General features: G+C 60.0%; 12 protein-coding genes, 1 tRNA gene and 4 pseudogenes. 6 read left to right on the top strand and 11 right to left on the bottom strand.

The features are described 5' to 3' along the window. Positions 1 to 30 precede the first annotated feature (30 nt). From G8E03_RS17495 to G8E03_RS12635, 3 genes and pseudogenes are all read left to right on the top strand, one after another. Positions 31 to 1,293 (top strand): ABC transporter permease, encoded by a 1,263-nt coding sequence (locus tag G8E03_RS17495; RefSeq protein ID WP_166192496.1) that lies wholly within the window; start codon positions 31 to 33, stop codon positions 1,291 to 1,293. Between the two features lie 30 nt (positions 1,294 to 1,323). Continuing rightward, positions 1,324 to 2,181, top strand: a pseudogene (locus G8E03_RS17490) (ABC transporter permease); the annotation flags it as partial. Beyond that, the gene (locus tag G8E03_RS12635; RefSeq protein WP_166192494.1) at positions 2,178 to 2,897 is read left to right on the top strand and encodes a hypothetical protein; all 720 of its coding nucleotides are present in this window, start codon (positions 2,178 to 2,180) and stop codon (positions 2,895 to 2,897) included. The pseudogene G8E03_RS17490 and the gene G8E03_RS12635, both read left to right, overlap by 4 nt. On the opposite strand, the gene G8E03_RS12630 is transcribed toward G8E03_RS12635, so the two are convergent. Genes G8E03_RS12630 through G8E03_RS12600 form a run of 7 tightly spaced genes read right to left on the bottom strand, consistent with a single transcriptional unit; the run spans position 2,844 to position 9,072 of the window. Then, positions 2,844 to 3,788, bottom strand: a complete 945-nt coding sequence (locus G8E03_RS12630; protein ID WP_166192492.1) for an AEC family transporter — start codon at positions 3,786 to 3,788, stop codon at positions 2,844 to 2,846. The genes G8E03_RS12635 and G8E03_RS12630 overlap by 54 nt on opposite strands. 21 nt (positions 3,789 to 3,809) lie before the next feature. After that, positions 3,810 to 4,607, bottom strand: coding sequence for an MBL fold metallo-hydrolase (locus G8E03_RS12625; RefSeq protein WP_166194227.1), 798 nt, complete (start codon positions 4,605 to 4,607; stop codon positions 3,810 to 3,812). Next, positions 4,607 to 5,389, bottom strand: coding sequence for a TatD family hydrolase (locus G8E03_RS12620; protein ID WP_166192490.1), 783 nt, complete (start codon positions 5,387 to 5,389; stop codon positions 4,607 to 4,609). The genes G8E03_RS12625 and G8E03_RS12620 overlap by 1 nt, the downstream gene beginning before the upstream one ends. Positions 5,390 to 5,394: 5 nt before the next feature. Then, positions 5,395 to 6,489 (bottom strand): DNA polymerase III subunit delta', encoded by a 1,095-nt coding sequence (locus G8E03_RS12615; protein ID WP_166192488.1) that lies wholly within the window; start codon positions 6,487 to 6,489, stop codon positions 5,395 to 5,397. After that, positions 6,486 to 7,094 (bottom strand): dTMP kinase, encoded by a 609-nt coding sequence (gene tmk, locus G8E03_RS12610; protein ID WP_166192484.1) that lies wholly within the window; start codon positions 7,092 to 7,094, stop codon positions 6,486 to 6,488. The genes G8E03_RS12615 and tmk overlap by 4 nt, the downstream gene beginning before the upstream one ends. A gap of 6 nt (positions 7,095 to 7,100) precedes the next feature. Continuing rightward, entirely contained in the window at positions 7,101 to 8,246 is a 1,146-nt protein-coding gene (locus G8E03_RS12605) for a D-alanyl-D-alanine carboxypeptidase family protein (RefSeq protein ID WP_166192482.1), read from the bottom strand. Between the two features lie 25 nt (positions 8,247 to 8,271). After that, positions 8,272 to 9,072, bottom strand: a complete 801-nt coding sequence (locus G8E03_RS12600) for an SPOR domain-containing protein (protein WP_166192479.1) — start codon at positions 9,070 to 9,072, stop codon at positions 8,272 to 8,274. A 184-nt stretch (positions 9,073 to 9,256) separates the two neighbouring features. Here G8E03_RS12600 and G8E03_RS12595 point away from each other — a divergent pair. Then, positions 9,257 to 9,346: transfer RNA gene (locus G8E03_RS12595), tRNA-Ser, on the top strand. 382 nt (positions 9,347 to 9,728) lie between these two features. Here the strand turns inward: G8E03_RS12595 and G8E03_RS17485 are convergent. Then, positions 9,729 to 10,001 carry a hypothetical protein gene (locus G8E03_RS17485; RefSeq protein ID WP_240910351.1) on the bottom strand — a complete coding sequence of 91 codons (273 nt, stop codon included), beginning with the start codon at positions 9,999 to 10,001 and terminating at the stop codon, positions 9,729 to 9,731. Positions 10,002 to 10,089: 88 nt separating this feature from the next. Beyond that, positions 10,090 to 11,430 (bottom strand): annotated as a pseudogene (locus tag G8E03_RS12585) (IS3 family transposase). Positions 11,431 to 11,551: 121 nt separating this feature from the next. Between G8E03_RS12585 and G8E03_RS12580 the strand changes: the two are divergent. Continuing rightward, positions 11,552 to 11,686 (top strand): ribbon-helix-helix protein, CopG family, encoded by a 135-nt coding sequence (locus G8E03_RS12580; RefSeq protein ID WP_166194224.1) that lies wholly within the window; start codon positions 11,552 to 11,554, stop codon positions 11,684 to 11,686. A gap of 40 nt (positions 11,687 to 11,726) precedes the next feature. Here the strand turns inward: G8E03_RS12580 and G8E03_RS17710 are convergent. Further along, a pseudogene (locus G8E03_RS17710) lies at positions 11,727 to 12,243 on the bottom strand (IS6 family transposase); the annotation flags it as partial. Positions 12,244 to 12,279: 36 nt separating this feature from the next. Further along, positions 12,280 to 12,528: a hypothetical protein gene (locus G8E03_RS12570; RefSeq protein WP_166192477.1), complete on the bottom strand. Its 249-nt coding sequence runs from the start codon at positions 12,526 to 12,528 to the stop codon at positions 12,280 to 12,282. A gap of 425 nt (positions 12,529 to 12,953) precedes the next feature. Between G8E03_RS12570 and G8E03_RS12565 the strand changes: the two are divergent. Further along, positions 12,954 to 13,703, top strand: a pseudogene (locus tag G8E03_RS12565) (IS3 family transposase); the annotation flags it as partial. Positions 13,704 to 13,713: the final 10 nt, after the last annotated feature.

Below are 13,713 nucleotides of genomic sequence, written 5' to 3'. Positions count from 1 at the left end.
TGCGCCAGCGCGCGCAAAGGATTTTGGACGATGAGCACCTCCCCCGAACCCGTACTTGCCGCGGATGGCCAGCCGCTCAAGCGGTCCCTCGCGAGGGCGCTGCGCCGTCAGAAGATCCGGGCATTGCTGCTTGTCGCGCCGCTGCTGTTGTTCATCCTTCTGACATTCATCATTCCGATCGGGAACATGCTGCTGCGCTCGGTGGACAATGCCATCGTCGAAGAGACGATCCCCCGGACCGTCGAGGCCTTGCGCGATTGGGATGCCAGTTCCGGTGTGCTGCCCGAAGAGCCGGTTTTCGAGGCGCTCTACGCCGATATGCTGATCGCCACCGAACAGAAAATTCACACGCGCCTTGGCTCGCGCTTGAACTACGAATCCTCAGGCATGTCGTCGCTGTTCCGGAAAACCAATGAGCGGCGTCTGGGGCGGATGGACACCTCTGCGCCGCTGGCCCCTCAATTCGAGGATATCGACGAGGATTGGGTGGATCCGGAGACCTGGTACGTCATCAAGACAAATTCCGACCCGATAACGGCCGGCTACTTCCTTGCCGCGCTTGACCTGCAGGCGACGCCCGACGGGATCGAGCCGGTGTCGGATTTGCAGGCGATCTACGTGAAGCTGTTCATCCGCACGATGATCCTGTCGGTGACGATCACCTTCATGTGCTTCCTGCTGGGCTATCCGATAGCGTGGATTCTGGCGAACCTGCCGTCGCGCAGCGCCAATCTGCTGTTGATCCTGGTCCTGCTGCCGTTCTGGACATCTCTGCTGGTGCGCACATCCGCGTGGAAGGTTCTGTTGCAGCAACAGGGGGTCATAAACGACACGCTGGTCTGGATCGGTATCATCGCGGATGACAACAGATTGGCGATGATAAACAACGCAACGGGGACGGTCATCGCGATGACGCATATCCTGCTGCCGTTCATGATCCTGCCGCTCTATTCCGTGATGAAGACGATCTCGCCCACCTATCTGCGCGCGGCGAAGTCGCTGGGCGCGACCGACTGGACGGCCTTCTGGCGGGTGTATTTCCCGCAAAGCGTTCCGGGCATCGGGGCGGGGGCGATCCTCGTCTTCATTCTGGCCATCGGGTATTACATCACGCCTGAACTGGTCGGCGGTACGGACGGCACGTTCATTTCCAACCGCATCTACTATCACATCTCGTCGAGCCTGAACTGGGGCCTTGCCGCAGCGCTCGCCACCATTCTGCTCGCGATGGTTCTGGCCCTCTATTGGGTTTACGACCGCCTCGTCGGCATCGACAACGTGAAGCTGGGATAAGCCATGTCACTTCCTGCATATGCATCCACCGGGCAAACGATCTGGTATTACAGTTTTCGCGTCATCTGCGGCCTGATCTTCGCGTTCCTGATCATCCCGATCCTCGTGATCATTCCGTTGAGCTTCAACGCGCAGGATTTCTTTACCTTCACGCCCGAAATGCTGCGTTTCGATCCGGCGGGGTACAGCCTAAAGCATTATCAGGATTTCTTTACCGACAGCGGCTGGCAGCAGGCATTGCGCAATTCGTTCATCATCGCGCCGATCGCGACGGTGATCGCCGTAACCTTCGGCACGCTGGCCGCAATTGGCTTGAGCCAAAGCCACGTTCCGTTTCGCGGGGCGATCATGGCGATCCTGATCTCACCCATGATTGTGCCGCTGATCATCTCCGCCACGGGAATGTTCTTCTTCTACTCGAAGATGGGTAATTTTCTGGAGGATCAGCTGGGCTGGGGCCAGAACTTCGTCGGCTATATCAAGATCGTGCTGGCGCATGCGGCACTGGGCATTCCGTTCGTGATCATCACGGTGACGGCGACCCTGGTCGGGTTCGACAAGTCGCTGACGCGGGCCTCCGCCAATATGGGGGCAGGGCCGGTGCGTACCTTCTTCAAGGTGCAGATGCCGCTGATTCTGCCCGGTGTGATTTCGGGCGGTCTGTTCGCCTTCATCACATCCTTCGATGAGGTGGTTGTCGTGATCTTCATCGGATCGGCCAACCAGCAGACGCTGCCTTGGCAGATGTTTACCGGCCTGCGTGAACAGATCAGCCCGACGATTCTGGCTGTCGCGACAATTCTGGTTTTCATTTCCATCCTGTTGCTTACAACGGTCGAATTGCTGCGGCGCAGGTCTGAGCGTCTTCGAGGAATGTCGCCTGGATGAAGCTGAAATTCGCTATGTTGTCAGTCCTGATCGCCTCGGCCCCTATGGCCGAGGCGTGTACGTCTGACGGTATGTTGTTCTTCGATGCGAACCCCCGGGCCACTCTGTTCGTGGTGCCTGACGATTTGCCGTTAAGCGACAGCAAGGGCATTACCGTCACGGGTGCCTATACAGGTACGGAACTGCGGCAGGGGGGCGGCAACGCACCCGTTGGATTTTTCCTGCAAGACGGTGAGGTCATAAACCGCAACGGTGGTCCGATGGACGGGGTCCTGCTGATCGACGGGGACAACGTGCGGATCACCCGACGCGACGTGATCGGGATCGACAGCGCGCAAGGCAGGCTTGCCCTGGCTGAGCGCGCGAAGCAGGACCACATCTCATTGCTTCAGTCGCATCTGCTGATCTCGGATGGCGAACTGGACATTCACGAAATCGAGGACGCCCCGCGTTTCACCCGACGTGTGCTGATCCAGACGGAGGACGGTCTGGGTATCTGGCAAAGCGCCCAGCCCCTGACGCTGTATTCTGCTGCCGTCGCAGTTCAGACCGCCTGCGCCCCGATGATGGCCCTGAACCTGGATATGGGATCATACGATTATTGCGTCAGCGACGGGCGTTATTGCGGTCTGCGCCGTGATACGGAACGATTGTCGAACCTGCTAAGGCTGGAGCGTGGAGAGCGCCCACAGCCAGACGGAGACGCTGAGGACTGACATCCCGGTTCCCAACAGGACCACCGACGCGGCCACACCCTTTGCCCGGTCGTACATGTTCGCGAAGACATAGGCATTGATCCCGGGTGCCATCGCGGCCGTAACAACGGCGGAGCGGACGAATTCCGGTGACAGATCGAACACCTCCACCGTCATCAACCACGCGATCGACGGATGCACGATCAGTGACAGGACACTGACCATAAGGGCCTGGGGCAACTGGGCCGACAGCTTGTACCGCGTCAGGATCGCGCCCAGCCCGAACAGGGCCGCAGGCAGGGCAGCCCGTACCATCAGATCGACCGCCGCCCAGACCGGATTGGGCAGGGGAATGTTGCCGAGATTGACGATAAAGCCGAGCGCGAGGCCGATCATCAGCGAGTTTCGAAACATCGACCGCACGACGGCGCGCACCGTATCGACCGGACCGCGCCCATCCGCCCGCGCGATTTCCATCGACGTTATCCCCAGCAGATAGCAAAACGGCGCGTGGATCGAGATGATCGCGAAGTTCGCCGCCAGCGATTCCGTACCATAGGCCCGCTCCATGATCGGCAGGCCCAGCAGGACGGAGTTCGAGAAGAGAGCGCCGAAGCCGATCGCCACCGCCTCACCCGGGCGGCGTCGGAAGATCAGCCGCGCCCCCAGAATGCCCAGCACGAAACAGGTGCTGGCGCCGACGTAGAAGCTGATCAGCAACCTGATATCGAACACCGCCCCCAGATCCAGACGGGCAAGCGCGGCGAACAGCAGGCAGGGAATGGCGAACCCTTGCGTGAACACCATCAAACCGTCTGCACCTGAATCGCTGAACAGTTTCAGCCGCGTCGCGATGTAGCCTGCCCCGATCACCAGAAAGACCGGAATGACGATCTGGATCAGTCCCAGCATGGGAACTCGATCCGGGCGCGGCTACAGGTCATATTCGATCTTCATCCCGTCATAGGCCGCCGTCACATTTTCGGGCGTATCGCGACAGACCGTCGCGTAGTCGAGGTCGATGTGCATGTTGGTCAGGATTGCCCGTTTCGGCTGCGCCCGGGCGATCCAGTCCAGCGTCTGCGCGTAATGACTGTGTGTCGGGTGCGGTTTGTAGCGCAAGGCATCGACCACCCAGCAGTCCAGCCCTTCGACAGCCTGCCACGCCGCGTCGTTCATCTGGGCGACATCGGGCAGGTAGGCGAAATCACCGACCCGGATGCCCTGTGCCTGGATGCTGCCATGATCGACAGCGAAGGGCGTGATGTCGATCGTTCCGCCTGCGCCGTCGATCTCGATGCGCCCGTCCAATGGCTTGAGGTACAGGATCGGCGGATAGGGGCTGCCCTCGGGTGTCTTGAACGCATAGCCGAACCGTTCCAGCAAGGCGCGGCGCGTCGGTTCGTCGGCCCAAACGGGCAGGCGGGCGCGCATGTTGAACACGATCATGCGCAAATCGTCCAGCCCGTGAACATGGTCCGCATGTTCATGCGTATAAACCACACCGTCGAGGGTGCCGATGCCTGCTTCCAGCAGCTGGTTTCGCATGTCAGGTGAAGTGTCGATCAGCACGCGGGTTGCGTCCTCCCCCTCGAACCGCTCAATCAGCAGCGAGCAGCGGCGCCGGGCGTTTTTCGGCTCATCCGGATCGCATGATCCCCAATGCCCGCCAAGGCGCGGAACCCCGCCGGACGATCCGCAGCCCAATATGGTGAACACCATTCGCGCCATCATGCACCCGCCACGGTGCGCGTGAACAGGCGCTCGAAATTGGCTTCGGTATGGGCCGCGAAATCCTCGGCGCTGATGCCGAAAACCTCCGCCCCGCGGGCCGCGGTATGGGCGGTATGGGCCGGTTCGTTCCGCTTGCCGCGATGGGGAACCGGGGCGAGGTAGGGGCTGTCCGTTTCGACCAGGATACGGTCAAGCGGGGCGGTCGCGAAAATCTCACGCAGTTCGGTTGATTTCGGAAAGGTCACGATCCCCGACATGCTGAGGTAGAAGCCGAGCTCCAGCGCCGTGGCGGCCAGCTCCGGACCCGAGGAAAAGCAGTGCATCACACAGGTGAACGGGCCGCTTGCGTGCTCCTCGCGCAGGATCGCGGCCATATCATCATCCGCCGCGCGTGAGTGGATGATGAGGGGCAGACCCGTCTGGCGGCATGCCTCGATATGACGGCGCAGGCTGGTCTGCTGCGCCTCCGCGCTTTCCGCCGTGTAATGATAGTCCAGTCCAGTCTCACCAATGCCGACCATGCGCGGATGCTGCGCGGCCTCGACCAGTTCGGACACCTCGATCATGGGTTCGGATGCCACGCTCATCGGATGAATGCCGTAGGCGAACCAAACCTCGGGCAGCCGTTCCGCGATGGAGTGTACCTTCGCCAGCCCCGCGCGTTTGGTGCAGATCGTGACCATCCTGTTCACGCCCGCCGCGTGGGCACGGGCGATGACCTGCGACAGGTCGTCGTCAAAATCGGGAAAGTCGAGATGGCAGTGACTGTCGGTGAGCATGGGGCCTACTGAATTTGCCGTCGTGCGGTCGCATCTATTGCAAGGAAGGTATCGAGGATGACTTGCGCAGGGTCAAGGTTGACCAGCCGTCCGTGGTCAATCCGTGCGCTGGTCGTCTGGGCCAGTTCGGCCCATTGCTGGGCGGCGAAGGGCGTGGAGGCCAGCCTGCGCAGGGTCGCGGCCTCACCCTCGACCGCCTCTACGGGGGGCTGCCCCGTGGCCCCGGTTCGCGACAGCCTGTTCAACAGCAGGGCGATCAGGCGCACGGTCAGGTCGTATCGCTCCTCCGCTCCGCGCCCGGCGCATCCATCCGCCACACGGGTCATCAGCATCCGGTCCATCCGGGGTGCCGCCGAAAGGATGGCGATCAGATTTCCATAGAGCACCAGGCCTTCGTCGGCGATCAGGCGCACGGCCTCACCCGCGCTGCCCCCGCTGAGGCTGGTCAGCGCCTGCGTATCCGCATCGGGCGCGTAGCCCGCATCCATCATTGCACTGCCCAGCGATGCGGCATCCAGTGCGCCCAGCCGCAATTCGCGACACCGTGACCGTATGGTCGGCAACAGGCGACCCGGCTGATGGCAGACCATCAGGAACAGGACCTTCTCAGGCGGTTCCTCCAGTATTTTCAGCAGAGCGTTCTGGGCGGGGACGTTCAGATCGTCCATCGCATCGACGATCGCGACCCGCCAGCCGCCATCGGCCGCGCTCATGTTGAAAAAGCTCTTGAGCTTGCGAACCTCCTCGACGGTGATCTGTTTGCGGAGCTTCTTGGTCTTTTCATCCCAGGGGCGGCGGCACAGCAGCACACGCGGCTCCCCCAATGAGGCGACCCTGCGGAACGCGGGCTGGTCGGGGTCGATATACAATCCGGCATCGCCCTCGGGCTGACCCGCGATCATCCACCGCGCGATGCGCCAGGCCAATGTCGCCTTGCCCACGCCGCGCGGGCCGGTCAGCATCCAGCCGTGATGCAATCTGCCGCCCCGCGCCACGCTGAGAAACGCATCCTGCGCCGCGTCTTGACCGTGCAGGGCAGCAGTCTCCCTTGGATGGGGGGCACCCGCGATGCGGTCCGGTTCTGGTATGTCGTCGCTCACAGCTTTGCCTCGACCCGGCGGGCGATATCCGCCGCGACACTCTGGACCGGACGATCGCCGTCTATCAGAATGCAACGCTCCGCGTGATCCTGCGCCAAGGCGCAAAACCCCTTTCGCAGGGTGTGCTGGAAGCGGGCCCCCATATCCTCGAACCGGTCCTCGCCGGATTTGCGCGCCAGTCCGCGGGCCAGTGCGGCATCGGGGTCAGTGTCCAGGATCAAAGTGATGTCCGGTTCGACCCTGATCATCAGATCGTGCAGGGCGTCGACGGTATCGCGCAGGTCGCCGCGCGTCGCACCCTGATAGACACGGGTGCTGTCCGCGAAACGGTCGGAGATGACCACCGCGCCGCGATCTAGCGCAGGCCGGATCGTGCGCTCCAGATGGTCCCGGCGGGCGGCAGTGAACAGCAGGATCTCCGTCTCCGCCGACCAGCGGCCCGGATCGCCCTCAACCAGAAGCTTGCGGATATCCTCGGCCCCCGGTGCGCCGCCCGGCTCACGCGTCAGCACCACGTCGCGTCCATCCGCGGCCAGCCGTTCCCACAGCATCCGCGCCTGCGTCGATTTTCCAGACCCGTCTATGCCTTCGAACGTGATGAACATGCCCCGTCAATCCGATCCGAACAGATTGTCGAACGCGCGCGACGCCAGCAACCCGGTGGAGGAAACGATACGGGTCATCGGCCCGCCCTCCGCCACGTCGCTGCGGGCGAGCAGGGGGATGGTCATGGTGCCGACGCCGGGGGTTTCGATCAGCAGATCCGCGATGTGCTGGCCCGCCTGGATCGGAGCAGGGACAGGGCCGTCATACACGACCCGAGCCGTGGCCTCATCCGCCTGTCCGCGCGGTAGGGTGGCGACGATATCCTCACCGGCGATCAGATCGACCTGCTTGTCCTCCCCCAGCCAGACATCGGCCTGCGCGACCGGCGTCTCACCGTCGAAGAAGGTGACGTTCTCGAACTCGCGAAAGGCCCAGGCCGCGATCCGCTCGCTTTCGTTCGTGCGGGTCTCGGTGCTGTCCAGACCCGTGACCATGAAGATGATCCGACGCCCGTCGCGAACCGCCGAGCCGACCAGCCCGTAACCGGCTTCCTCGGTATGCCCGGTTTTCAGGCCATCCCCCGCGATGGAGCTGTACAGCAGCGGGTTCCGGTTTGGCTGGGTGATGCCGTTCCAGGTGAACTCCCGCTCCGCGAAGAAGGGATAGTACTCTCCGAATTCGTCCATCATCCGGCGGGCCAGAAAGACCAGGTCACGCGCGCTCATCCGGTGCGATTCCGCCGGCCAGCCGGTCGCGTTGGCAAAGGTCGAGCCATCCATCCCCAGTTCGCGTGCCCGCTCCGTCATGCGAGAGGCAAATGCGCCTTCGGACCCGGCCAGATGTTCCGCCACCACGATACATGCATCGTTGCCGGACAGAACCACGATGCCCCTGATCAGATCGCGCACCGTCGGGTCGTGCCGGGTTTCAAGAAACATGGTCGAGCCGGGATAGCCATGGGCGTTCGCGCTGACCGGGAACGTATCGTCCATATCGACGCGCCCTTCCTCGATGGCCTCGAACAGCATGTTCAGCGTCATCAGCTTCGACATGGAGGCGGGGGGAATCGGCGTGTCCGCGTTCTTCTCCAGCAGGACAGCGCCGGTGTCGTAGTCAACGACGAGCGCGGCTGTGGCGGACGTGTCCAGCGTCTGGGCCGAAATCGGCGCTGCGAATGCGAACACCAGCACGGCGAAAATACGCAAAATCATCAGAAAAACTCCACTGGTTCAAATCTTAAAGGGCAACGGCAAGGGCATCGTCGAACCCCATCTGCCGCAACCTGTCACGGATCGCCGCCAGATCCGAGGCACTGCGCGCCGGGCCGACGACGACCCGGGTCAGAGCGCCCGCAGGTTCGGTACGCGCCGACAGGCCTTCGGCTTGCAATTTCGTCACCAAAGCCGTCGCGTTTGAGGCGACGCCGAACGTACCGACCTGCATGTAGGGTCGCTCCGGCACCGCTCCGGGCGCGGGGGGGGAGGGCGGAACCGTCGCCGGTTGCGGCGCGGCAACGACCGGCGCGACAGGTTCGACGTCTGGCATATTGGCCGGAATATCGGGCGCCGTGTCGGGAATGTCGATGATCGTCGCCTGCATCGGCTCCGCAATGTCAGCCACCACATCTTGTGAGGTGCTCGGGGCAGGCGCAGTCGTGTCAAAGCGCAGGGCCACGACCTCTACCTCAACCGGAACGCCGGGCGTAACGCCCAGCTGCTGCGCCGCGTCCGCTGACAACTGAAACGGTGGACCGGGGATTGACGGATCACGACGGAACAGCGCGGCGGTGATCGTGCGGCCTGTGGAAATCTCCGTGATGCTGGCCCGCTCCGCCGACACGACATCAGGATGCGCGATCCAGGCCCCTCCGAGCGAGGGCCGCCCGTCCCAAGCGGCCAAGGTTCGCAGCGCGAAAAGATCCGGCCGCGGGGTGGCGCCATCGCGCTGGGCGGTTGGCTCGACAGCACGATCGACGATATTCTGAGTAGGCGTCGCGGCTTGCGGACCTTCATGCACCTCGCATGCCGTGACCGCCAAAACCGCGCATATCGCTGTGGTTGTACGAACGTATCGCATCGTTATCGCCATGGAGCCTGCCTCTTTGCCAGTGATCGCGACCCTCTGCGGGACCATCGTCCGCGCAAACTCTACCCCACGGTGATCCAGTAGGAAAGTCTGGTGCTGGACGTTATGCGTTCACTTCGCTAGGACCAACCTAGCTGGAGGTGTGGCCGAGCGGTTTAAGGCACCGGTCTTGAAAACCGGCGTGCGTGAAAGCGTACCGTGGGTTCGAATCCCACCGCCTCCGCCACTAAGCTCACGACTCACGTCGCAGTAATGTCATTATATTCAATAACTTGCGTGTGTTTATCTGGGGCTCCAGTTTATATTAATGTTGGTTTTGCTACACATTGCGCTACACAATCCGTAGCTCAATGCGTTTGTGGTGCCTTAGGGTTTATCGCGGGATCTCCCGTTGCGCTGAGATCACAACGTGTCTTCGCCTTTGACGTAGGGCAGACGCCCCGAAGTGGGGCGCCCTCGGCGTGATTAGGCGGCGTTCGATACCTGGGCGGAGGGATCCCAACCCGCCTCCACCGCATCCAAAAGCGCCGAGATATACGTGCGCCCATGGCGGTGGTAGATCTCGGACGTCGTCCGGATATCTGATCGAAAAAGGTCCGGGGGCACAATCAGATCGGGCGGTGGGCTTTGATGTGAGAATGCAGAGCCTTCTCGAAGCAGATCGCCCGATGTCCCGTCTCCAACGCGACAGATCGCAGAACGGAACCCTTTGTTGTTTCGGGGGCGATCTGGACCTGGCGCATCCGGACTTCGGGGTTTGAACTGAAGCCGAGTTTGATCACGGGCAGGTCGGGAAGCGTAAAATCGAGCAAATAGATTTTGCTTGGCTTCGACGTCCAGCTCTGCCCGCAACCTGCGCAATCGACGTCGCCGTGACGCATGTTCGCGACAGAGACTGTCCGTCGTCATATAAAATGGGACATCAGAGCGGCTTGAGCATTGGAGGCTCTGGCTCGTTTGTATGATTGATTATGCTGCTTGTTTTTGATGTTGCAAGCGGCGTTGTCGGATTGTCTGTTTCTTGATCTTTGCCCTTTCCCTTAGAATGGCTTTGTCTCGCCCGAAGTAGACGTCGGCCGGTGTGACGTTGTTTAGGCTCTCGTGGTAGCGTTGGTTGTTGTAGTAATCGACGAAGGCCCCTATTTGGCGTTCGAGATCACCGGGTAGGTAGTAGTTCTCGAGCAGAACCCTGTTCTTCATGGTCTGGTGCCAGCGTTCGATCTTGCCTTGGGTCTGCGGGTGGAATGGCGCGCCGCGGACATGCGTCATTTTCTGATCCTCCAACCACTTGGCCAGATCGGCTGAGATGTAGCATGAGCCGTTGTCGCTGAGCAGACGTGGCTTGTGCCGCACAATGGCCTGGTCGCAGCCTGATGCTGTCAGAGCCAGTTCAATCGTGTCTGTCACATCTTCGGCCCGCATATTTGTGCAGAGCTTCCAGGCGATGATGTAGCGGCTGTAATCGTCCAGGATCGTGCTGAGATAATACCAACCCCAGCCAATGATCTTGAAGTAGGTGAAGTCAGTCTGCCACATCTCGTTGATTGCCGTCGTTTTGTCTGTGAACTCATCAGCGGCCTTGATCACCACGTAGTCCGGTGCGGTGATTAGATCAGCCGCTTTCAAAATACGGTAAGCCGATGACTCAGAGATAAAATACCGCTTCTCATCGGTGTATTTGACGGCAAGTTCCCGTGTGGTCAGGGCCTCATGTTCCAATCAGGTCATCACGACGGACATTAGGAATGCGGTTCCAGACCGATCCTGGGCGTGGGGACCTATCAGCCAGCCCATCCAGGCCAAAGTCGACATAGAGATCATACCATCGATAGAATGTTGTGCGTGGGATACCCAGCATGTCGAGGGTCTGCTTGACTGGCAGATGTGACCCCTCAACGGTGCGGATAATCTCAAGCTTCTCAGATGCAGGGTACCTCATTCCGCGAACTCCCCAGCCCCTGTCATGCTTTTTTTGAGCAGACGGTTTTCAAGGGTCAGATCAGCGACGCATTCTTTCAGGGCCAAAGCCTCAGAACGCAAATCCTTTACCTCAGGCGATGTGGCCTGTCGCGCCGTGTCGCCAGATAACCGGCGCTTGCCAGCTTCGAGAAATTCCTTCGACCAGCTATAATACAGGCTTTCAGCAATACCCTCCCTGCGGCATAGCACCGAGATGCTTTCCTCGCCGCGCAGGCCTGCCAATACAATGCGGATCTTTTCTTCAGATGAATAGGTTTGCCGCGTCTTGCGGCGGATGTTCTTAACCACCTTTTCGGCGGCGTCTTTCGACGTCTGGGGTTTCTTTGTCATCTCGATCTCCTAATCGATAAGATGAACCAGAAATCCTTCCTTATTCAAATCCACAAATCTGTGCCATGGGTGCTGACGTCAGACATCACGTGGTCGCCCAAAAGTAGATACCCATCCTGTTATGGTCCGCATGCCGACATCATTGATCGAGCGCGTTGATCATGCACGTCGAGCAGAGACTGATCTCCCCAGTCGGCCTGAAATGATACGTCGTATCGTTGAGGAGTGGTTTGAGACAGAAAGTGATGATGCGTGACAGGACTGTCCCGGGGTTCGAGATCTTCAGAGAAATCTGGGAGCTTGTTTCGCCACTTCTTGTCGATGTACCGGATACTGTCGAAATGTGGATCGTAGCGATGATTGATCTTGTGGATCACTCGCCGATATGAGTGGGCGTTGTCCGTTACGATCGTGACCGGTCTAAGTGGCCTGACGTGCTCAATCGCTTTGTTGAGAAAGGCTCTGGCCGCTTTCGTATCCCGTTTGGCTGTCAGGCGGAAGTCGACCACCTGACCGTTTTCATCAACGTCCCGCCACAAGTAACGCTACTTGCCGCCAACGCGAATGTGGGTTTCGCCTACGTGCCACTCGACACTTGCCCGGCGCAAATGGCTCTCTGTTCGTTTGGTGATCTCATGGCCAAATTTGGTCTCCCTACGATACACGGTGGACCGATTAACACAGATCCTGCGCTCTGCGAGCAGATCCTCCACATCATGGTAGGACAAAAGAAACCGCAGATAGCACCGCACCACGAAGGATGATGTCGCGTGGAAACCGGTGCCGCCTAAAGGGTGACTGACGCGACCCGATCGATCTCAAAAGTATGAAGGTCGCCAAATGGCTCGGTTAATGCAACAGTCCCGTTTGTCCCGCTTCCCACCTCGTGCCGTCGCGATCGAGAGTCCCGATATCGATCCCGGCGAGCAAAAAAGCCATCTTGAACCGCGCGATGTCCTCATCGTCATCCGAGCGATCACGCAGCAAGGACGCGAAGTAGTAGAGGTCCGGTCGCTGGTGCTCGTGGTTGTAGAGCGGCACCGAGTTGTCAAAGTCGATTTTGGGACGAACGTTCCGGTCCTTCGTCTTGAGATCCAAGGTCCTGCCCCCGGGGAAAGGCGTAGTCGTGCCGGGTACTCTCACGCCGATCTTCAAAGGCAATCCCGTGACGTTCCAGGAACCGCTCGAAGACAACTTCCCCGATACATCCGACGATGTTGGGCTGCAGTTTCCGATGCGAGTTCTCCAAGACCGGCAGGGACCGCACACTGCGCAGGGCGGTGTTCAGGATATCGTCCCCAAGCGGGACCTCGCGGTAGGTTTCGGCCATTAATCTGTACCAGACATGCGGAAGTACGGATCACGTCGCACAAGAACGCCCACTCCGCGTTCCCCATCAACAATCGCGCCAAAGCTGCCTCCCTCAGAAAGCAACTTTGAATCAGAAATCAGACGATTTGGGAATCCAGTTTGTCAACAGAACCTAAAGACTAAAGTGTTGCGTTCACCGGTTGAGCCCACCGTTCATTGAAGACCACCGATTTGCATTTTCCATTGGACGGATGTGCCAAGTCATGAATGTCACCGCGGGCGGATTGCGGGCTTTCCGTAGCCGCCGGGCCAGCCGTAGACAACGCAGTGATCTGGTGACGCTAGCACACATCAAGGAACAGTCGCGCCTCAGCCTTGGCAGCTATGGCAGGCCGCGCAAGCACAAGGCGACGACAGATAGCAATCACAAGTTCAACATCGCTCCGAACTTGCTGGATCGAAACTTCACTGCAAACGAACCAAATCAAGAATGGGCAACTTACATCAGCTATATCTGGACGTGCGAAGGTTGGCTGTATCTTGCTGTGATCCTGTACCTGCATTCTCGGCGGGTGATCGGCTGGGCGGTCAGCAATCGTATGAAACGTGATCTTGCGATCCGAGCGCTGAAGATGGCCATTGCGTTCCGAGAGCCACCTAAAGGCTGCATCCATCACACGGATCGTGGGAGCCAATATCGTGCGCATGATTAGCAGAAGCTTCTGCGCCAGCATGGCTTCAAGGTATCCATGGGCGGAAAAGGTAATTGCTATGATAACGCTGCCGTCGAAACCTTCGTCAAAACCATAAAGGCAGAACTGATCTGGCGACATCCTTGGGAGACACGACGCGAGGCAGAGATGGCCATATTCGATTACATCAACGGCTTCTATAATCCGCGCCGCCGAAATTCAGCACTGGCTTGGAAAAGCCCCGTCGCTTTCGAACGCAAAGCGGCCTAAACGAGCACTT

It is taken from the genome of Pontivivens nitratireducens (genome assembly GCF_011290545.1).
Lineage (GTDB): Bacteria > Pseudomonadota > Alphaproteobacteria > Rhodobacterales > Rhodobacteraceae > Pontivivens > Pontivivens nitratireducens.
The sequence above is the reverse complement of the archived record's forward strand: the minus strand, read 5'-3'. Positions and strand labels throughout refer to the sequence as shown.